This is a genomic window from Saccharothrix xinjiangensis (assembly GCF_039527585.1).
Taxonomy (GTDB): Bacteria; Actinomycetota; Actinomycetes; order Mycobacteriales; family Pseudonocardiaceae; genus Actinosynnema; species Actinosynnema xinjiangensis.
Genome location: NZ_BAAAKE010000042.1, coordinates 15067 through 34339, shown reverse-complemented (window position 1 = coordinate 34339; position 19273 = coordinate 15067). Strand labels below are relative to the sequence as shown.

16 protein-coding genes are annotated in these 19273 nt (G+C 73.4%); 10 read left to right on the top strand and 6 right to left on the bottom strand.

Going from position 1 to position 19273, the window contains the following annotated elements; translation table 11 throughout:
• The first annotated feature begins 205 nt into the window (after positions 1 to 205).
• Positions 206 to 3493 carry a S8 family serine peptidase gene (locus tag ABD223_RS40825; RefSeq protein ID WP_344043235.1) on the top strand — a complete coding sequence of 1096 codons (3288 nt, stop codon included), beginning with the start codon at positions 206 to 208 and terminating at the stop codon, positions 3491 to 3493.
• 65 nt (positions 3494 to 3558) lie between these two features.
• The gene (locus ABD223_RS40820) at positions 3559 to 6819 is read left to right on the top strand and encodes a S8 family serine peptidase (RefSeq protein ID WP_344043233.1); all 3261 of its coding nucleotides are present in this window, start codon (positions 3559 to 3561) and stop codon (positions 6817 to 6819) included.
• 90 nt (positions 6820 to 6909) lie between these two features.
• On the opposite strand, the gene ABD223_RS40815 is transcribed toward ABD223_RS40820, so the two are convergent.
• Complete coding sequence (locus ABD223_RS40815; RefSeq protein ID WP_344043231.1) at positions 6910 to 7506, bottom strand: YbaB/EbfC family nucleoid-associated protein; 597 nt, start codon at positions 7504 to 7506, stop codon at positions 6910 to 6912.
• 128 nt (positions 7507 to 7634) lie between these two features.
• Here ABD223_RS40815 and ABD223_RS40810 point away from each other — a divergent pair, with 128 nt between their 5' ends.
• The 3 genes from ABD223_RS40810 to ABD223_RS40800 are packed head-to-tail and all read left to right on the top strand — an operon-like array spanning position 7635 to position 9399.
• Positions 7635 to 7985 (top strand): hypothetical protein, encoded by a 351-nt coding sequence (locus ABD223_RS40810; protein ID WP_344043229.1) that lies wholly within the window; start codon positions 7635 to 7637, stop codon positions 7983 to 7985.
• Positions 7982 to 8803: a WXG100 family type VII secretion target gene (locus ABD223_RS40805; RefSeq protein ID WP_344043227.1), complete on the top strand. Its 822-nt coding sequence runs from the start codon at positions 7982 to 7984 to the stop codon at positions 8801 to 8803. Before ABD223_RS40810 ends, ABD223_RS40805 begins: the two co-directional genes overlap by 4 nt.
• Positions 8803 to 9399 carry a hypothetical protein gene (locus tag ABD223_RS40800; RefSeq protein ID WP_344043225.1) on the top strand — a complete coding sequence of 199 codons (597 nt, stop codon included), beginning with the start codon at positions 8803 to 8805 and terminating at the stop codon, positions 9397 to 9399. Before ABD223_RS40805 ends, ABD223_RS40800 begins: the two co-directional genes overlap by 1 nt.
• Positions 9400 to 9528: 129 nt before the next feature.
• Here ABD223_RS40800 and hemQ read toward each other — a convergent pair whose 3' ends face one another.
• The 3 genes from hemQ to hemE are packed head-to-tail and all read right to left on the bottom strand — an operon-like array spanning position 9529 to position 12714.
• Entirely contained in the window at positions 9529 to 10221 is a 693-nt protein-coding gene (gene hemQ / locus ABD223_RS40795; protein ID WP_344043223.1) for a hydrogen peroxide-dependent heme synthase, read from the bottom strand.
• 25 nt (positions 10222 to 10246) lie between these two features.
• Positions 10247 to 11665, bottom strand: a complete 1419-nt coding sequence (gene hemG / locus ABD223_RS40790; protein WP_344043221.1) for a protoporphyrinogen oxidase — start codon at positions 11663 to 11665, stop codon at positions 10247 to 10249.
• A complete protein-coding gene (gene hemE, locus ABD223_RS40785; RefSeq protein WP_344043219.1) occupies positions 11662 to 12714 on the bottom strand; it encodes a uroporphyrinogen decarboxylase in 1053 nt (350 codons plus the stop codon). The genes hemG and hemE overlap by 4 nt, the downstream gene beginning before the upstream one ends.
• Before the next feature lie 84 nt (positions 12715 to 12798).
• Here hemE and ABD223_RS40780 point away from each other — a divergent pair, with 84 nt between their 5' ends.
• A complete protein-coding gene (locus tag ABD223_RS40780) occupies positions 12799 to 13335 on the top strand; it encodes a DUF3000 domain-containing protein (protein WP_344043217.1) in 537 nt (178 codons plus the stop codon).
• Positions 13336 to 13465: 130 nt separating this feature from the next.
• Here the strand turns inward: ABD223_RS40780 and ABD223_RS40775 are convergent, their stop codons facing one another.
• Positions 13466 to 14626 carry a dipeptidase gene (locus ABD223_RS40775; protein WP_344043215.1) on the bottom strand — a complete coding sequence of 387 codons (1161 nt, stop codon included), beginning with the start codon at positions 14624 to 14626 and terminating at the stop codon, positions 13466 to 13468.
• A gap of 254 nt (positions 14627 to 14880) precedes the next feature.
• Between ABD223_RS40775 and ABD223_RS40770 the strand changes: the two genes are divergently transcribed.
• The gene (locus ABD223_RS40770; RefSeq protein WP_015099292.1) at positions 14881 to 15597 is read left to right on the top strand and encodes a response regulator; all 717 of its coding nucleotides are present in this window, start codon (positions 14881 to 14883) and stop codon (positions 15595 to 15597) included.
• A 68-nt stretch (positions 15598 to 15665) separates the two neighbouring features.
• Positions 15666 to 16913 carry an HRDC domain-containing protein gene (locus ABD223_RS40765; RefSeq protein ID WP_344043213.1) on the top strand — a complete coding sequence of 416 codons (1248 nt, stop codon included), beginning with the start codon at positions 15666 to 15668 and terminating at the stop codon, positions 16911 to 16913.
• A 207-nt stretch (positions 16914 to 17120) separates the two neighbouring features.
• Here the strand turns inward: ABD223_RS40765 and ABD223_RS40760 are convergent, their stop codons facing one another.
• Positions 17121 to 17744, bottom strand: a complete 624-nt coding sequence (locus ABD223_RS40760; RefSeq protein WP_344043268.1) for a MerR family transcriptional regulator — start codon at positions 17742 to 17744, stop codon at positions 17121 to 17123.
• Between the two features lie 91 nt (positions 17745 to 17835).
• Between ABD223_RS40760 and ABD223_RS40755 the strand changes: the two genes are divergently transcribed.
• Together ABD223_RS40755 and ABD223_RS40750 are read left to right on the top strand one after the other, a co-directional pair.
• Positions 17836 to 18792: a hypothetical protein gene (locus ABD223_RS40755; RefSeq protein ID WP_344043211.1), complete on the top strand. Its 957-nt coding sequence runs from the start codon at positions 17836 to 17838 to the stop codon at positions 18790 to 18792.
• On the top strand, positions 18789 to 19238 hold the full coding sequence (locus tag ABD223_RS40750) for an ABA4-like family protein (protein ID WP_344043209.1): 450 nt from the start codon (positions 18789 to 18791) through the stop codon (positions 19236 to 19238). Before ABD223_RS40755 ends, ABD223_RS40750 begins: the two co-directional genes overlap by 4 nt.
• Positions 19239 to 19273: the final 35 nt, after the last annotated feature.

The window sequence follows — 19273 nt, the reverse complement described above, 5'->3', positions numbered from 1 at the left end:
CGGCACACCCCTGCCACGGAAAGCAACCACCGGTAGTGCGTTCGAGTGACCGAACACCCCACCAAGAGACGCTGACCTCACCCTGACGGGTGGATAGCGTCGAGGACCGTTGGGGGGCTCCGCCACTTCCGGTCCACCGCCACCGCGGGTCTGCGGCGCCTCCCGACCGCGCGATCACCAGCGCACCACCGATGGGGAGACACCTGTGTTCAGACCACGAAAGCGCGGTAGAGCCCTCGGCGCCGCCGTCCTGGCGGGCGTGCTCGCCGCCACCACCGCCACCACCGTGCCCGCTACGGCCACCCCCGCCATCCCCGCGAGCGGAGGCACGGCAGGCGCCACCGCGGCCATTGTCGACGCCACTTCCGGGAGCGCTCCCAGCCAGGCGTCGGAGCAGCAGCGGAGCGTCACCCTGGTCACCGGCGACCGGGTCGTGGTGACCGGCGCGGCGGTCGGCGCGTTCCAGCCCGGACCCGGCCGCGAGGCGATCGGCTTCCACTCGCTGCACCGCGACGGCCGGTTGCACGTCGTCCCGGACGACGCCGCCAGGGCCGTCGCACGGGGCAGGCTCGACCCCCGGTTGTTCGACGTCACCGGCCTGGTCGAAGCCGGCTACGACGACTCCCGGCGCGACGCCGTGCCGCTCATCGTCACCGGCGGCCTCACCGCCGATCTCCAGGCCACCGCCGGTCTCCAGGTCACCCGCGCGCTGCCTTCCGCCGACGCGGTGGCCGTGCTGGCGCCCAAGACCGGCGCGGCGTTCCAGGACCTGCTCGACGACCCGGCCGTGGAGAAGGTCTGGCTGGACGGCGTGCTCCGCCCCGCCCTCGACCGCTCCACCGCCCAGATCGGCGCGCCCGCCGCGTGGCAGGCCGGCCTGACCGGCAAGGGCGTCAAGGTCGCCGTGCTCGACGGCGGCGTCGACGGCGACCACCCCGACCTCAGGGGCAAGGAGGTCGCGCAGCGGAACTTCACCGACGCGCCCGACAACCTCGACCGCGACGGCCACGGCACCCACGTCGCCGCCACCATCGCCAGCGGCGACCGCAAGTACCGGGGCGTCGCACCCGACGCGCGCATCCTCGACGGCAAGGTCTGCGTCAACAACGGCTGCCCCGAGTCCTGGGTGCTGGCCGGGATGCAGTGGGCCGTCGAGCAGGGCGCGGACGTCGTCAACCTCAGCCTCGGCGGCTACGACTCCCCCGGCGTCGATCCGCTGGAGGAGGCGGTCAACCGCCTCACCGAGGAGACCGGCGCCCTGTTCGTCGTCGCCGCGGGCAACTCCGGGCGGTCCGAGTCGATCAACTCGCCGGGCAGCGCGGACGCCGCCCTCACCGTCGGCGCGGTCCGGCACGACGACGACCTCGCCCACTTCTCCAGCCGCGGCCCCCGCAGCGGCGACGGCGCGGTCAAGCCCGACATCACCGCGCCCGGCCTGAACATCGTCGCCGCGCGGGCCGCCGAGGCCACCACCGGCACCCCGGTCGGCAGGCGGCACCTGTCCCTGTCCGGCACCTCGATGGCCACCCCGCACGTCGCGGGCGCCGCCGCCCTGCTCGCCCAGCGACACCCCGACTGGACCGGCGCGCACATCAAATCCGTGCTGATGTCATCGGCCAAGCCAAACCCCAACCTGACCGTGTTCGACCAGGGCACCGGACGCGTCGACCTGACCCGCGCCATCACCGCCGCCGTGGGCTCCGCACCGGTCAGCGTCACCTTCCCCGAGCAGGCGTGGCCGCACCACGACGACACCCCGGTCAGCAGGACCGTCACCTACCGCAACACCGGCGACCAGCCGGTCACCTTCGACCTCGCGGTCGACCTGCGCGGCCCCGGCGGCCGACCGGCGCCCGAGGGCCTGCTCACCGTCACCCCGACCACGGTCACCGTGCCCGCGGGCGGCGAGGCCACCGCGACCGTCACCGCGGACACCCGGGTCGGCGACGTGGACGGCGCGTTCTCCGGCGCCGTGGTCGGCGGGCCCACCCGCACGCCGGTCAGCCTCGCCCGCGAGGTCGAGAGCTACGAGGTGTCGGTCTCGCACGTCGACGCCGACGGCAACCCCGCCGTCGACCACACGACCGCGATCGTCGGCATGGACAACGACGTGTACGAGACGCTCTACGACTTCGACGGCACCGCCACCGTGCGCGTGCCGAAGGGCGAGTACCTGGCGCGCTCGGTCGTGCGCACCAACGGCCGGACCGCCGTGCTCGGCCGGCCCGTCCTGACCGTCGACGGCGAGCACACCTCGTTCACCTTCGACGCGAGCGTGGCCGAGCCGATCCACGTCGCGCCGCCCGTGCCGGGCGCGACCCCGGCGATCAGCGACATCAACCTCTCCCGGGTCCACCGGGGCAGGCGCGTCACCCTCAACACCGCGTTCCTGTCCGGTTTCGACGGGATGCTGCTGGGCCACGTCGGCCAGACCCTGCCCGACAGCGACCTGACCGTCTCGGTCGGCGCGCAGTTCCAGGCCGAGCCGGTCGACGGGACGCCGGCGCACTACCGGTTCCGCTGGGTCGAGCACGGCGCGGTGCCCACCGGCTACCGCCGCACCCCCACCGAGGACGAGCTGGTCGAGGTGCGCACCGACTTCGCGCCCGCGCCCGCCGACCGGCAGCACCTGCACAGCGGCAGCGCCAGCCCCCTGGACGGCTCGGGCGGCTGGTCGGCGCTGCTGCCCGTGCCCGCGGGCGGCGAGGTGGTCGACCACATCACCCCGGAGGGGCTGACGTGGGGCTGGTCCTACCTGCGGCAGGCGCCCGACTACCGGACCGAGGCCGACTACTCCGCGCCGAACCGCACCTACGAGCCGGGCGGCGACTACGCGGAGCGGTTCCTGTTCCCGGTGCTCGGACCCGGCCTGTCCGGGCTGTCCGCCACCTACCTCGGCCTGTACGAGGACCGCATCACCTCGCAGGTGCCGCTGTTCAACGACCGCGGCGGCAACCTGGGCCGGTCGAACGGGCAGTCCGCGCGCACCGCCCTCTACCGCGACGGGCGGCTGGCGGGCCTGTCGAAGGACCCGGTGGGCGAGTTCAGCGTGCCGGCGGGCGAGGCCCGGTACCGGGTCGAGCACGAGATCACCCGGGACCCGGGGGCGTTCGAGCTGTCCACGAAGGTCAGCGGCGCGTGGACGTTCCGCGCGGACGTCCTGCCCGACGGCCAGGGCCGCAGGCTGCCGCTGTCGGTGGTCAGGTTCACGCCGGAGCTGGACGGGGCGGGCGGCGCGCCCGCCGGGCGCGTGCTGCGGGTGCCGCTGGTCGTGGAGCAGCAGGACGGCGCGGACAACGGCGAGGTGCGCCGCGTCCGGGTCGAGGTCTCGTTCGACGACGGCAAGACCTGGTCGGCGGCGCCGGTGGTGGGCGACAACGCCTTCATCCGGCACCCGGACAAGGCCGGTTACGCCTCGTTGCGCGCCAGTGGTTCCGACAGCGACGGCAACACCTTCGAGCACACCGTGATCCGCGCCTACCGGATCGGCTGACCGGGGCGGGGGCGCTCACCGCGCGTGAGCGCCCCCGCGCCCGGTCCCGGAGAGACGAGGCACTCGTGTCAGGACCACGACGACGTGGCGCGATCCCGGTGATCGCCGTCCTGGCGTCCGGGCTCGTGTTCGGGCCCGGGTCCGGGCTCTCGTCCGGGCTCTCGTCCGGGCTCGTCGCACCCGCGACCGCGGTCCCCGCACCGGGACCTCCGCCCGCGGACCAGCGGAGCGTCACCCTGGTCACCGGCGACCGGGTCCTGGTGACCGGCGCGGCACTCGGCGCCTTCCAGCCCGGACCCGGCCGCGAGGCGATCGGCTTCCACTCCTCCTACCGGGACGGCCGGCTGCACGTCGTCCCCGAGGACGCGGCCAGGGCCGTCGCACGGGGCAGGCTCGACCCGCGGTTGTTCGACGTCACCGGCCTGGTCGAAGCGGGTTACGACGACTCCCGGCGCGACACCGTGCCGCTCATCGTCACCGGCGGCCCCACCGCCGGTCTCCAGGTCACCGCGGAGCTGCCCACCGTGGACGCGGTGGCCGTGCTGGCGCCCAAGACCGGCGCGGCGTTCGCGGGCCTGCTCGGCGACCCGGTCGTGCGGAAGGTCTGGCTGGACGGCGTGCGCAGGCCGGCCCTGGACCGCTCCACCGCCCAGATCGGCGCGCCCACGGCGTGGCAGGCCGGCCTGACCGGCGAGGGCGTCACGGTCGCGGTGCTCGACGGCGGCGTGGACGGGAACCACCCGGACCTGGCGGGCAAGGAGGTCGCCGAGCGGAACTTCACCGACGCGCCCGACAACCTCGACCGCGACGGCCACGGCACCCACGTCGCCGCCACCATCGCCAGCGGCGACCGCAAATACCGGGGCGTCGCACCCGACGCGCGCATCCTCGACGGCAAGGTCTGCGTGAACGGGGGCTGCCAGGAGTCCTGGATCCTCGCCGGCATGAGGTGGGCCGCCGAGCAGGGCGCGGACGTGGTCAACCTCAGCCTGAGCGGCGTCGACACCCCGGAGGTCGACCCGCTCGAAGAGGCCGTCACCGCGCTGTCCGCGCGGACCGGGACGCTGTTCGTGGTCGCGGCGGGCAACTCCGGGCGGCGCGGGACGATCGGCTCGCCCGGCAGCGCCGACGCCGCGCTGACCGTGGGCGCGGTGGACCGCCAGGACGGCCTCGCCCCCTTCTCCAGCCGCGGACCCCGGGTCGGGGACGGCGCGGTCAAGCCCGACATCACCGCGCCCGGCGTGGACGTGGTCGCCGCGCGGGCCGCCGAGGGCGCCCTCGGCATCCCCGTCGACGACCGGCACGTGGCCATGTCCGGCACGTCCATGGCCACCCCGCACGTCGTCGGCGCGGCCGCCCTGCTCGCCCAGCGACACCCCGACTGGACCGGCGCGCACATCAAATCCGTGCTGATGTCATCGGCCAAGCCAAACCCCAACCTGACCGTGTTCGACCAGGGCGCGGGCCGCGTCGACCTGACCCGCGCCATCACCACCACCGTCCTCCCGGAACCGGTGAGCGTCAGCCTGGGCGTGCAGCGGTGGCCCCACCACGACGACACCCCCGTCACCAGGACCGTCACCTACCGCAACACCGGCGACCAGCCGGTCACCCACGACGTCGCGGTCGAAGCCGACGCCGCGCCCGAGGGCATGTTCACCGCCACCCCGGCGCGGATCACCGTGCCCGCAGGCGGCGAGGCCACCGCGACCGTCACCGCGGACACCCGGGTCGGCGACGTGGACGGCGCGTTCTCCGGGGCCCTGGTCGTCGGACCCACCCGCACCCCGCTGGGCGTCACCCGCGAGGTCGAGAGCCACGACGTGTCGATCTCGCACGTCGACGCCGACGGCAACCCCGCCGCGGACCACACGACCGCCCTCATGGGCCTGGACAACGACGTCATCACCGGCCCGCACGACCCCGACGGCACCGTCACCGCACGCCTGCCCAAAGGCGAGTACCTGGCGCGCTCGGTCGTGCGCACCGGCGACCGCACCGCCGTGCTCGGCCGACCCAGCCTGACCGTCGACGGCGAGCACACCTCGTTCACCTTCGACGCCCGCGACGCCGGACCGGTCCACATCACCCCGCCCGCCGAGGGGACCACCCCGGAAATCCTCGACGTCAACCTCGCCCGCGTCGCCGGCGGGCGGCTGCACGTCCTGAACACGGCGTTCCTGTCCCACTCCGGCGACACGTCCCTGGGCCACGTCGGCCCGGCGCTGCCCGAGGACGAGCTGACCGTCTCGATCGGCGCGCAGTTCAGCACCGCGCCGGTCGACGGGACGCAGACCGGGACGCAGGTCGGCAGGACACAGACCGGCAGGACGCAGGTCAACTACCGGTTCCGCTGGGTCGAGCGCGGCGCGGTGCCCACCGGGTTCACCCGCGCCCCGGCCGAGGAGGACCTGGCCGAGGTGAGGACCACCTTCGCGCCCGGCCCACCCGACCGCCAACACCTGCACAGCGGCAACGCCAGTCCCCCGGACGGCTCGGGCGGCTGGTCGGCGCTGCTGACCGTCCCCGGCGACGGCGTGGTGGTCGACCGCGTCAACCCCGACGGCGTGACCTGGCTCTGGTCCTACCTGCGGCTCTCACCCCAGTGGCGGACCGAGGCCGACTACCTGTCGGGCAGCCGCGCCCACGAGGCGGGCGGCCGGCACGCGCAGCGGTTCCTGTTCCCGGTGCTCGGTCCCGGCCTCCCGGCGTTCGGGGGCAGCCATGCCCGGCAGTCCGGCGACCACCTGGTCGCGCGGGTGCCGCTGGTCGACGACGCCGACGGCAACCTCGCCAGGTCGGCGGGCGGGTCGACGCGCACCACCCTGCACCGCGACGGTCGGCTGGTCGGACAGGTGCGGGACCGCCTCGGCGAGTTCATCCTGCCGGGTGGTCGGGCCGATTACCGGCTGGAGCAGGAGGTCGTCCGCGACCCGGCGGTGTTCGAGTTCGCCACCCGGGTCACCGGCGCTTGGACGTTCCGCGCCGACGCCCTGCCACCCGAGGAGTCCCGACCGCTGCCGCTGTCGGTGGCGCGGTTCTCCCCACGGCTCGACGAGCACGGCGGCGCGCCCGCCGGACGCCTGCTGCGCGTCCCGTTCACCGTGGAGCAGCAACAAGGCGCGGACACCGGCCAGGTCCGCCGGGTCCACGTCGAGGTCTCCTTCGACGACGGCAAGACGTGGTCGAAGGTCCCGGTGGCAGCCAACACCGCCCTGATCCGCCACCCCGACACACCCGGCTACGTTTCCCTCCGCGCCGGCGGCTCCGACAGCAACGGCAACACCTTCGAGCACATCGTGATCCGCGCCTACAAAATCAGCTAACAGATGACAACTGACAGATAACAGATTTTGTCACCCAGAACTTGTAGGTCGGCTGACAAAATCTGTCATCGCGCGTCCGAGGTCTGTCTGTCACCACGTGTCGCGGCGGTAGATCGTGCCGGTGCCCTCGTCCGGGTCTTCCTCCACCGGCGGTCGGCGCGCGGGCCGCGACTGCGGCGGCTGCGGCGCCGGCGGTTGAGGTGAAGGGGGCTGCTGCGCCGGCGGCTGCGGCGCCGGGGGTGCGGGCGGGTAGGGGGGCTGCTGCTGCGTGGCCGACTGGAGGAACTGGCCCTGGGGCTGCTGTTGCTGCGGCGGCGGGAAACCCTGCGGCGGGGCCTGCACCGGCGGCGTGGCCGAGATGCCCAGCTGCGAGGGGTCGATGGAGCTGTCCTCCAGCAGTGGCGCGGCCAGGCCCTGGACCTGCTGGGCCGCCTCCGAGGTCGCCTGGAAGACCACGTTCAGCAGGTTCGACGCCAGCTGTCGGCCACCGCCGCGCAGCGCCCGGTCGTCGATCCGCAGGTCCACGAGCTGGCCGTTGGCGGTCACGGTCGCGGTGAGCATCCCGTCCGGCGACTGCCTGGTCACCCTCAGGTTCGCCAGCTGCCCCTGGAGCTCGTCGGCCTGCTGCTGCTTCTCCGCGGCGAGCCGGGTCAGGCGGTCCAGCTTCTGCTCCAGGTCTTCCCGCATCGCACCCTCGCTCCGTGGTCGGTGTCCGGGTGGCAGGCTAGTGCACCGAACGGTGGGTGATTTGCGGATCCGGCGGAACCGCGGCGGGTCTCCCGCCGTCGGAGCAACCGCAGCCGAAAGGGGGCGCGATGACGGCGAAGTTCGACGTCAGGCTTGAGGGCATCCTTGAGTTCGCGGGCACGTCAGACCGGCGGGGCGACCGGTTCGACCAGGTCGTGGCCGCGTTGGAGGAGGCTCGGGTGGGGCGCGAGTCGTTCGGGAAGATGCCGTCCAGCGGCGAGATCTACGCGACCTACGAGGAGCGGGTCAACTCCACGCTGGCCGACCTGAAGGAGTGCGCCGAGGCGATGCGCGACATCGCCGAGTCGGTGCGCGACACCCACCAGGAGTACCGGAACCACGACACCGGTCTGGGTCAGCTCATGGACCAGGTCGGGCAGGGCCTGTCCGGCATCGCGATCCCGAAGGTGGGCGGATGAGCCCGAGCACGACCGTCGAGGTCAACAACAAGATCGAGACCTTCCTCAACGGCTGCCCCGGTCCGGTCCAGGGCGTCATCCGGCCGCTGCTCACGCCGTTCCTGGAGGCCATCGACTGGGTCGCGGGCGACCCGGACGACCTGATCCGCGCCGCGGACGCGTGGGAGAAGGCCGCCACCGACATCCGCGCGATCGTCTCCGACGAGGCGAGCGCCCGGCAGGCCGTCACCGGCGTGTGGCAGGGCCCGGCCGCGGACAGCTTCAACTCCAAGCTCAGCGAGATCGAGGAGCAGGTCGACCAGCTCGCCCAGAACGTGCAGGACACGTCCGGGATGCTGGTGGAGGCCGCCAAGGGCTGCGTCGACGCGGCCAACCTGATCATCGACCTGGTGATCGACCTGATCATGCTGCTGGTGAGCGACCTGCTGGTCAGCCTGTCGCTGTCGGTGATCAGCTTCGGCGCCTCGCTGGCCGCCGGCGCCGCCGCGGCCGCCGCGAAGGCCGCCATCACGCTGGGCAAGGTCATGAAGATCGTGAAGAAGCTGGCCGACCTGCTGATGAAGCTGTCCAAGCTGCTGCGCAAGCTCGCCGACGGCGCCAAGAAGTACAAGAAGGGCCTCCAGGAGATCAAGGAGCGGAAGAAGAAGGCGGGGTCGTTCAGCGAGAAGGTCTCCATCGGCATCGAGAAGTCGATCTACACCGCGCCGGTGCGCATCCCGCTCGGCCAGGTCATCGGCGAGTCGGTGCCCGGCGGGCCGGCGGGCGCCGCCATCAACGCGGGCAAGGACGTCTACAACTACGCCACGGACGACAACTGATGCCGTTGGTCGACGACCTGGAGGTGTGGGGCGACGACGCGCGGGCGGCCCTGCCGCCCGGCGAGCACCTGCTCGCCCTCGCCTCGGTCGGCGTGGCCTACGGGGCGCGGGGCGGGGCCGAACCGGACTTCTGGACCAACCCGGTCGGCCGGGCCGCCGGTCGCCTCGCCCGCGCCGTGCCCACCGAGGGCTGGGTCGGCAAGGCGGTGGCCGGCATCGGCGGCTTCGGGGTCACCGTGCCGTCGCTGGACCTGCCCGTGGACTTCCCGGAGCGCTGGATCGGCGGGCGCACCTGCTTCGGGCCGGCCGGGTCACTGGCCAGGCAGGTCGAGGCGGCCACCACCGGGTACAGCTTCCTGGCCGTGACCTCGCGGCGGGTGGTGGTGCTGGTCAAGGACGACGAGCGGCTGCGCGAGGTGTGGGGCGCGCCGCGCGGTGACGTGGTGGCGGCCCGCCGCCGTCCCCGGCTGCTCGCGCGGGGACGGTTCGGCCTGGTCTTCGGGGACGGCTCGTGGATCGTGCTGGGCACGTTCGGCGCGCACGTCGGCAGCGCCCACGCGAAGCGGGTCGTCACCGCGCTCGGCACGGCGGGCTGAACGGCCGGTCTCGGGGCAGCGGGCTGAACGGCCGGTCTGGGGACTGCGGGCCGAACGGCCGACCGGACCGCCGCTCCGACGCGGCGGACTGAGCGGCCGCACGAGCGGCCGCCCTCGCCCCCAGCGGCCTTACGGCAGGTTGGTGACCAGCTCGGCGGCCGGCACGCGGGTGCCCGTGTAGAACGGGATCTCCTCGCGCACGTGGCGGCGCGCCTCGGTGCCGCGCAGGTGCCGCATCAGGTCCACGATCCGGTGCAGCTCGTCGGCCTCGAACGCGAGGATCCACTCGTAGTCGCCGAGCGCGAACGACGCGACCGTGTTCGCCCGCACGTCCGGGTAGTCCCGCGCCTCCTTGCCGTGGTCGGCGAGCATCTTGCGGCGCTCCTCGTCGGGCAGCAGGTACCACTCGTAGGACCGCACGAACGGGTACACGCAGATGTACTTGCGCGCCTCCTCGCCGGCCAGGAACGCCGGGATGTGGCTGCGGTTGAACTCCGCGGGCCGGTGCAGCGCGACCTGGCTCCACACGGGGACCGAGGCGCGGCCCACCGCGGTGCGGCGGAACCCGGTGTAGGCCTGCTGGACCTGCTCGATCTCCTCGGCGTGCCACCAGATCATGAAGTCGGCGTCCGCGCGCAGGCCCGCCACGTCGTACACCCCGCGCACCACCACGCCCTTGGCGGCCAGCCCGTCCAGGTACTCCTGGGCCTCCGCGGCGGCCGGGCCGCGGTCGTCGGGCAGCCGGCCGGGCTCCACCCGGAAGACCGACCACATGGTGTAGCGGATGGTGTCGTTGAGCTCGTTGTAGTTCAGGCGGGCCATGGCCCCATCCTCCCACTCGCGGTGTTCAACGGATTTGACCCAGCACGTGAGAGGCGACACGGGCGGCCGCGGCGTCACCGGTGGCGATGCACGCGGGGATGCCGACGCCGTGCAGCGTCGCGCCCGCCACGGCCAGGCCGGGCACCCCGGCGACCGCGTCCTCGACGTCGCGCACCAGGTCCAGGTGGCCCACCCCGTACTGGGGCAGGCCGCCGCCCCACCGGGTGACGACCGCGTCGACCGGCGCCGCCGTGACGCCGGCCAGCCGGGCCAGGTCGTGCCGGACCGCGGCGACCAGCTCGTCGTCGTCGCGCTGGAGCAGGTGGGCCTCGCCGTGCCTGCCGACGCTGCCGCGCACCAGCACCGGCTCACCCGCCAGGTGGTCCCACTTGCGGCTGGAGAAGGTGAACGCCTTGGCGGTGAACGGCGTGCCGCCCGCGTCGCGCTCGCCCTCGGCGATGAGCACGCCGGAGCGCTCGGGCAGCTCGGTGCCGGGCGGCAGGGCCAGCGCCACCACCGCCATGGACGCCAGTTCGACCTCGCCGTAGCGGCGGGACGCGGCGGGCGCGACGTCGGCGAGCAGCTTGCGCGCGGCGGGCGCGGGCACGGCCAGCACCACGCCGTCGACGTCCAGGTGCTCCGGCGCGGCGGCCGAGCCGATCTCCAGCCGCCAGCCGTGTTCGACGCGGGTCAGGGCGCGCACCGGCAGGCCCAGCCGCACCCGCGCGCCCGCCACCTCGGCCAGCCGGTCGACCAGCGTGGACAGGCCGTCGCGCAGCGTGCCGAAGACCGGCGGTCGGGGGACCCTCGGTTGGGGTGGTGCGGGCATCGTGGTGGCGACGGCCGCCAGCAGCGAGCCGACGCCGGAGTCCAGCGCGGTGGCCAGCTGCGGCATGGTGGCGCGCAGGCCCAGGTGGTCGGTGCGGCCCGCGTAGACGCCACCGAGCAGCGGTCCGACCAGGCGGTCCGCGACCTCGGGGCCGAAGCGCTCGGTCAGCAGCGCGCCCACGGCGACGTCGCCGCCGTCGAGCCGGATCGGCGGCAGGTCGGGTTCGGCGGCGACGCGCCGCACCCCCTCCGGCGACAGCACGTGCCGCACGGCCTCCGCCGAAGCGGGGACGCCCATCAGCGTGTGCGCGGGCACGGGCCGGGTGGCGCCGCCCGCGTGGATGCTCGCCGCCGCGCGGCTCGGGTGCGCCAGCCGGTCGCCCAGGCCGAGTTCGGCGACCAGCTCGGCGGCCTCGGGGCGGCGGTGCAGGAACGCCTCCGCGCCCACGTCGTAGGCGCGCCCGCCGACCTCGGCGGTGCGCAGCTTGCCGCCCAGCCGGTCGGCCTGCTCGACCACGGTGATCTCCGCGGCGGGGCCGAGCAGGTGCCGCAGGCGGTGCGCGGCGGCCAGGCCCGAGATCCCCCCGCCGACCACCGCGACGCGCAACGCCCTCACCTCGTCCGGTGCACCAGCTCGACGGCCCGGGTGATCACGTCCGGGTCGGTGTCGGGGAGCACGCCGTGACCGAGGTTGAAGATGTGGCCCGCGGCGGCCTCGCCCTCGCGCTTGATCCGCTCGACCTCGCGCTCCAGCGCGGGCAGGCCCGCGAACAGCAGCGCCGGGTCGAGGTTGCCCTGGACCACCGGCGGCGGCAGGTGCGGCGCGGCTTCCCTGAGCCGCTTGACCGCCACGTCCAGCGGGGTGCGCCAGTCGACGCCGACCACGTCCGCGCCCGCCTCGCGCATGGCGGGCAGCAGCTCGGAGGTGCCGACGCCGAAGTGGATGCGCGGCACGCCCTCGACGCCGCCCAGCACCCTCTTCGAGTGCGGCAGGACGAACTCGCGGTAGTCGCGCTCGGACAGCGCGCCCGCCCACGAGTCGAACAGCTGCACCGCCTTGACGCCCGCCGCGACCTGCACGCGCAGGAACTCGGCCGTGATGCCGGCGAGCTTGCCCAGCAGCGCGTGCCACAGCTCCGGGTCGCCGTGCATGAGCGCCTTGGTGCGCTCGTGGTGCTTGCTCGGCCCGCCCTCGACCAGGTAGGAGGCGAGGGTGAACGGGGCGCCCGCGAACCCGATCAGCGGCACGTCGCCCAGCTCGGCGTTGAGCAGCCCGATCGCCTCGACCACCGGCCGCACCTGCTCCTCGTGCAGCTCGGGCAGCCGGTCGACGTCGGCGCGCGTGGCCACCGGCTCGGCGACCACGGGCCCGGTGCCCGGCACGATGTCGAGGTCGACGCCGGCGGCCTTGAGCGGCACGACGATGTCGGAGAACAGGATCGCGCCGTCCACGTCGTGCCTGCGGACCGGCTGGAGGGTGACCTCGCAGACCATCTCCGGGTCCATGCAGGCGTCCAGCATCGCGGTGCCCTCGCGGAGCTTGCGGTACTCCGGCAGCGAGCGGCCCGCCTGGCGCATGAACCAGACGGGGGTCCGGGTCGGCCGGCCGCCGCGTGCGGCCACGAGCAACGGGGCTTCGGTGATGTCGTTCATCTCGCCCCACATCGTCCCACGGGTTGGTCGGCGGGCGGGCCGGGGTCCGGCGTGCCGCGCTCACGTCGCGCCGCCGGGAGGCCTACAGTCCGTGGTGTGACGGAGCCCGAACTGTTCCGGCGTGCGGTGGCGACGCTCAGGTCGGTGCGGACCCGGCCCGAGCTGGAGCTGACCGAGGTGCGCCCGCCGCAGCGGCTGGCGCCCTGGGCCTTCGCGCTGACCGCCGAGGTGACCGGGCCCGGCGACGAGCTGTCCACCGGGCGACTGGTGCTGCTGCACGACCCGGACGGCGTCGAGGCGTGGTCCGGGGTGTTCCGGCTGGTCGCCTACGTGCGGGTGGAGCTGGACGCCGAACTGGCCGCCGACCCGCTGCTGCCGGAGGTCGGCTGGTCGTGGCTGTCCGAGGCGCTGGAGGTGGCGGGCGCGGGGTTCCTGGCCCTGGGCGGCACGGTGACCCAGACGTCCTCGGCCCGGTTCGGCGACATCGCGGGCCCGGCGCGCACCGACGACCTGGAGCTGCGGGCGTCGTGGACGGCCCGCACGGAGGACCTGTCGGCGCACGGCACGGCGTTCTACGACCTGATGGCCACGGCCGTCGGACTCCCCCCGATCGGCGTGACCTCGCTGCGGTAACCCCCTGGTCGCCGCACATCGGCTGTCAGCTGTCAGCCACCATCCACTGACAGTCATCTGTCGTCTGTCAGTTGTCGTCTGTCAGTTGTCAGTTGTTTTCCGCTGTCTGTTTTCTGCTGTCTGCCATCGGTCAGTCGTCGTTGTCGCGGAGCACGCGCAGGATGTTGTGGCCCGCGAGCTTGGCGCAGTCGTCCTCGCTCCACCCGCGGTCGAGCAGTGCCGCGAACAGGTCGGGGTAGCAGGAGACGTCCGCCATGCCCTCCGGTTGGCGGGGCACGCCGTCGTAGTCGCCGCCGAGCCCGATGTGGTCGATCCCGACCACTTCGCGGGCGTGCTCCAGGTGCGCCACCACGTCGTCGACGGTCACCCGCGGGGTCGGCTCCGGCCGGCCGGCGGCGAACCGGTGGCGGGCCTCCAGGTCGTTGTGGCTCTCCCCCGCCGCGTCCATGGCCTCCTTGAGGCGGGCGTCCCAGGCGGCGTAGGGCGCGGAGACGAACTGGGGGACGAAGGTGATCATGAGGACGCCGCCGTTGCCCTTCAGGCGTTCCAGGACGTCGTCAGGGGCGTTGCGGGGGTGGTCGGCGACGGCGCGGCAGGACGAGTGGCTGAACACGACCGGCCGCGAGGTGGCGTCCAGGGCGTCGCGCATGGTGGACGGGGCGACGTGGGACAGGTCGACCAGCATCCCGATGCGGTTCATCTCCCGCACGACCTCGCGCCCGAAGCCGGTCAGGCCGCCGTGGGCGGGTTCGTCGGTGGCCGAGTCGGCCCACGGGGTGTTCTCGTTGTGGGTGAGGGTCATGTAGCGCACGCCGAGCCTGCGCAACGCCCGCAGGACGCCCAGCGAGCCGTTGATGGAGTGTCCGCCCTCCGCACCGATCAGGGAGGCTATCCGCCCGTCGGCGAACGCCCGTTCGGCCTCGTCGGCGGTGGTGGCCAGGCGGAGGTGGGCGGGGTAGCGTGCGGCTAGGTCGTGGACCAACTCCACTTGCTCCAGCACGGCGGTGACGGCTGCGTCGCCCGTCAGCCGGCACGGGACCCAGACGGACCAGAACTGCATCCCCAACCGGCCCTCCCGGGCGCGCACCAGGTCGGTCTGCAACGCCTCCTGGCGCGTCGTCAGGTCGACGACCGAGGCGCTCGCGGCCGGATCACCCGCCGTTGACTTTTCACTGAATTGTGCGGCGGCGGCGAGGTCGCGCAGCGCCCACGGCAGGTCGTTGTGGCCGTCGACGAGAGGCACCCGGGCCAGCAGTTCCTCGGCCCGGCGTCGACCTGTGGTGCTCGCCACGGGCAACTCCTAGATGTCGTCATGAGAACGGTTCGCGTTACGCGACCGATCGAGTTGTCCACCGATCGTGTGACAACGAGAGCCATCAGTGACAACTCATTCGGGATAGATACCCGATTGATCGTCCCGTAGACCCGCTTGGGCGGCTACGCTGCCCCAGACGACACCACTTTCGGTCGATCAGTGGCGCGGCTGATTGGACGAAAGTCCCGGTGCCGGTCGGGGGGCACGACCGACTCCAGGGAGGTAGTGACGTGGCTGCCGTCGGCTTAGGTCAGGCCGTTCGTACCACGCCAGCCGGCTCGTTGCCGGCGAACATGGTCCCGCACCCGCGGGAGGAGCTTTTTTCGGTGTTGGTGGTCGACGACCACCCGCTGCTGAGGGAGGCGATAAGCGCTCGGCTCACCCAGATGGGAGCCGGGACAGTGCATGAGGCGGCTTCGGTCGCGGAGGCTCGGGCGCGGGCACTCGCAACCGGACCGTGTGATCTCGCGATCCTCGATCTGGGTCTGCCGGATGGCACCGGCATCGACCTGGTCACGGAACTCCGTGCCCAGGGCTGGCCCCGCATCGTGGTCCTCGCGTCCTCCGACGACCCCTACGCGGTCAGGTCGGCCTTCCAGGCGGGCGCTCAGGCGTACCTGCTGAAGTCCGCCTCGCCGATGGTGGTCACCGACGGGGTGCGCCGGGTCCTCGACGGCGGCGTCTACGCGGACCCGAGCGTCGCGCCCGTGCTCGCCGCGGGCACGAGGGTGCCGGGCACCGACAACACGCCGCGGGAGTTGTCCGCGCGTGAGGTCGAGGTCCTCCAGCTGGTCGCCGATGGCCAGAGCAACAAGGAGATCGGCGAAGCGCTCAGCCTTTCCGCGCTGACGGTGAAGTCACACCTGTCGCGGATCGGGCGCAAGCTGGGCACCGGGGATCGGGCTCAGATGGTCGCGCTGGCCATGCGCGCCGGCGTGATCCGCTGAGGCGGGTTACCGCACTGAACCGGCCGAACACACCCGCGAGTGGTGCGTTCGTCGTAGGGTCTTCCGCCGTGGACGTACCCTCCGACGAGCCAACCGAACCAACCGGGGCTGATCCGGTGCCGCTGGTGGAACCCGCTGACGGGGTGCCACCCGTGGTCGCCGACGCTCCGTCGCTCCGGCGTGCCGCTGACGCGCTCGCCGGGGCGACGGGTCCGGTCGCGGTGGACACCGAGCGAGCCTCGGGCTACCGCTACTCGCAACGGGCCTACCTGGTGCAGTTGCGCCGGGCAGGCGCCGGGACCGTGCTGGTCGACCCGATCGCCCTGGGCGGTCGGCTCGACCCGCTGGTCGAGGCGCTGGACGGGACCGAGTGGGTGTTGCACGCAGCGTCGCAGGACCTGCCGTGCCTCGCCGAACTCGGGCTGCGTCCGAGCGCGTTGTTCGACACCGAGCTGGCGGGCAGGCTGGCCGGTTTCGAGCGGGTGGCGCTGGGCACGCTCGTCGAGCGGCTGTTGGGCTACAGGCTGGAGAAGGGGCACGGCGCGGCCGACTGGTCGCGCCGACCCCTTCCCGCCGAGTGGCTGAACTACGCGGCGCTCGACGTCGAACTGCTGGTCGAGCTGCGTGACGTGCTCGAACAGGAGCTCAAGCGGCAGGGGAAGCTGGAGTGGGCGCTCGAGGAGTTCGAGGCCGCCCGCACGGCTCCCCCGCCGCGCCCGCGCGCGGAGCCGTGGCGCCGCACGTCGGGGATCCACCGGATGCGCAACCCGAGGCAGCTGGCCGCGGTGCGCTCCCTCTGGGAGGCCCGTGACGCCCTCGCCCGGGAACGCGACATCGCGCCGGGCCGGGTGCTGCCGGACTCGGCGCTGGTCGAGGCCGCCTTCCGCAACCCGGCGGACGAGCAGTCCCTCCTCGCCCTGCCCGTCTTCCGCGGCCGGGCGCAACGACGCATGGTCGGCGTGTGGCTGGGCGCGCTCCAACGCGCCGCGGCCCTGCCCCGGGCCGAGCTGCCCGAGGCCGCACAGCAGCACGACGGCCCGCCGCCGCCCAACCGCTGGGCGGACAAGGACCCGGCCGCCGCCGCCCGCCTGTCCGCCGCCCGCGCGGCGCTGACCGCCGTCGCGGAGGCCAACACGCTGCCCGTGGAGAACCTGCTGCTGCCGGACCTGGTGCGGCGCACCTGCTGGCAGCCGCCGGCCGACACCACCCCCGCCGGCGTGGCCGAGACCCTGCGCGAGGCGGGCGCCCGCAACTGGCAGGTCAACCTGACCGCCACCGCCCTCTCCGAGGCCCTCGGCACCCCGGCCCCGACGTAGAACTCGCGGTGCCGGACCGGAGAACTCGCAGTGCCGGACCGGAGGACACGCGACACCTGACCGGAGGACACGCCGAACCCGAACCCGGGCTTCGCGCGTGTCCTTCGGTCCGGTACCGCGTGTCGTCCACTCCGGTATCGCGTGTCGTCCACTCCGGTATCGCGTGTCGTCCGGTCGGGCATCGCGTGTCCTGCGGTCCGGACGGGTTCAGCCCTCTGAGGCCGCGTGGCGTTCGGAGACCTCGCGGCGGGCCATGGCACGCACGGCGGCGACGGTCGCGTCACCCAGGAACGTGCCCAGGAGGACGCCCTCCAGCGCCTCGTCCTTCGAGGCCATCCGCAGCACGTAGTCCAGGTCGACCTCGGCCAGCTGGGCGCAGGCCCGCGCGTAGCCGTCCAGCAGGTCGACGAACCGGTGCTGCCCGACCTCGCGCGCCGTGGTCAGCACGCCGACCAGCGCCTTGAACGCGTACGAGTCCGGCGGGCAGTCCCAGCCCTGCCGCTCCACGAACGCCCGCGCCTGCTCGTGGGCCACCTCGTCGGACACGTCGACGTCCGGCGGCGCCACCGCGGCCGACACCGTGCCCATCGCCTTGTGCAGCGACATGTCGGGGTCGTCCAGCGCCCCGAGCACGTCGCGGACCGCGGCGATCGACAGGCCGCCCAGCTCGACGAGCGCCCGCACGAGCCGCAGCCGGTGCAGGTGGGCGTCGGTGTAGCGCGCCTGGTTGGGGCTGGTCAGCTCACCGGCCGGCAGCAGCCCTTCCCGCAGGTAGTACTTGATCGTCGGCACGGGCACACCGCTGCGCCGGCCCAACTCCGCGATGCGCATGGACACGCGCCCCTTCCTCCAAGGCCCCTCAGTATGGATACTGTAGCTATCCGATAGTGGAAAGTGCCGCTATCCATACGAGGAGTTCGACATGGCCCGCTTGCTCCGGTGGCACCCGCCGCTGATGGCGCTCTCCCTGCTCATGACCGCATTGGCCGTCGTCTCGCTGGTCGGCATGGTCGTGGACGACCGGATTCTGGTCGGCTCGCCGATCTGGTTCAAACCGTTCAAGTTCAGCGCGTCCCTCGCCCTCTACGGCGTCACACTGGCCTGGATGCTGACCTTCGCCACCCGCTTCCGCCGCACCGCCTGGTGGGCGGGCGCCGTCATCGCCGCCTGCGCCGCGGTCGAGATGGTGGCCATCGTCGGCCAGGTGGTCCGGGGCGAGCGGAGCCACTTCAACGTCGCCACGCCGTTCGACGAGGCGCTGTGGGACGTCATGGCAATCTCGATCATGCTCCTGTGGGTCATGCACGCGGTGATCTCCGCGGTGCTGGCCTTCACCCGCTTCGGCGACCGCACGGCGGGCGCGGCGATCCGGCTCGGCCTGGCCCTGTCCCTGGTCGGCCTGGCCCTGGGCATGCTGATGACCATGAACGTGGACGCCGGGGAGATGGCCGCCGGCATCGTGGGCTCGCACAGCGTCGGCGTGCCGTCCGGCGGCCCGCAGATGCCGGTGACCGGCTGGAACACCACGGGCGGTGACCTGCGGGTCCCGCACTTCGTCGGCATCCACGCCCTCCAGGTGATCCCGCTGGCCGTGATCCTGTTCCGCCGCCGCGCGAACCGCCCGTTCGCCTGGGTGGTCGCGATCGGCTACGCGGGCCTGATGGCCCTGGTCACCTGGCAGGCGCTGCGCGGCCAGCCGCTGCTGCGACCGGACCTGCTCACCGCGCTGGGCGCGCTGGCCGTGGTGACCTGGACCGTCGGGGCGGGCGCGCCGGCGCTGCGGGCGCGGCGACCGGAGGAGCCGCAGCGGCCAGGAGGGCCGGCACAGCCGGAGCGACCCGAGGAGCCTCGGGGCGAGCGAGAGGCGGTGGCCGCGTGACCGGGTTCCTGTTCGAGATCACGTTCTGGCTCACCGTCCCGTTCTGGGGACTGATGGTCTTCGCGCCGACCTGGGCGTGGACGCCGCGCATCGTCTCCTCGCCGCTGATCGCGGCGCCGCCGCTGGTCGTCTACACCGCCCTGGTCGCCGGGCACCTGCCCGAGCTGTGGGCCACGATGAGCAGCCCGGAGCTGGGTGAGCTGCGGGAGTTCCTGGGCACGTCGTGGGGCGCCTCGGCGGTGTGGGCGCAGGTGTTGGCGTGGGACCTGCTGATCGGGGCGTGGATGTACCGGGAGAGCCGCAGGCTGGGCCTGAACCCGCTGCTCATGGGCCCGCTGCTGGTGTTCACGATCATCCTCTCCCCGTTCGGTTTCGCGGTCTTCCTCCTCATCCGGGCGCGCTGTGACACACCCGACAGGGCCACCACCGTGGTTACCCGCCAGTAACTGGGGCTAGAGTTGTGTTACCGATCGGTAGGAGA

What these genes read in the sequence shown, in the direction of transcription:
- hemE (WP_344043219.1), bottom strand. Translation starts at nt 12,714, where the DNA reads ATGTGGGGCGAGATGAACGACATCACCGAAGCCCCGTTGCTCGTGGCC.
- ABD223_RS40755 (WP_344043211.1), top strand. Translation starts at nt 17,836, where the DNA reads ATGGCCCGCTTGCTCCGGTGGCACCCGCCGCTGATGGCGCTCTCCCTG.
- hemQ (WP_344043223.1), bottom strand. Translation starts at nt 10,221, where the DNA reads ATGGCCCGCCTGAACTACAACGAGCTCAACGACACCATCCGCTACACC.
- ABD223_RS40810 (WP_344043229.1), top strand. Translation starts at nt 7,635, where the DNA reads ATGACGGCGAAGTTCGACGTCAGGCTTGAGGGCATCCTTGAGTTCGCG.
- ABD223_RS40805 (WP_344043227.1), top strand. Translation starts at nt 7,982, where the DNA reads ATGAGCCCGAGCACGACCGTCGAGGTCAACAACAAGATCGAGACCTTC.
- ABD223_RS40760 (WP_344043268.1), bottom strand. Translation starts at nt 17,744, where the DNA reads ATGCGCATCGCGGAGTTGGGCCGGCGCAGCGGTGTGCCCGTGCCGACG.
- ABD223_RS40800 (WP_344043225.1), top strand. Translation starts at nt 8,803, where the DNA reads ATGCCGTTGGTCGACGACCTGGAGGTGTGGGGCGACGACGCGCGGGCG.
- ABD223_RS40815 (WP_344043231.1), bottom strand. Translation starts at nt 7,506, where the DNA reads ATGCGGGAAGACCTGGAGCAGAAGCTGGACCGCCTGACCCGGCTCGCC.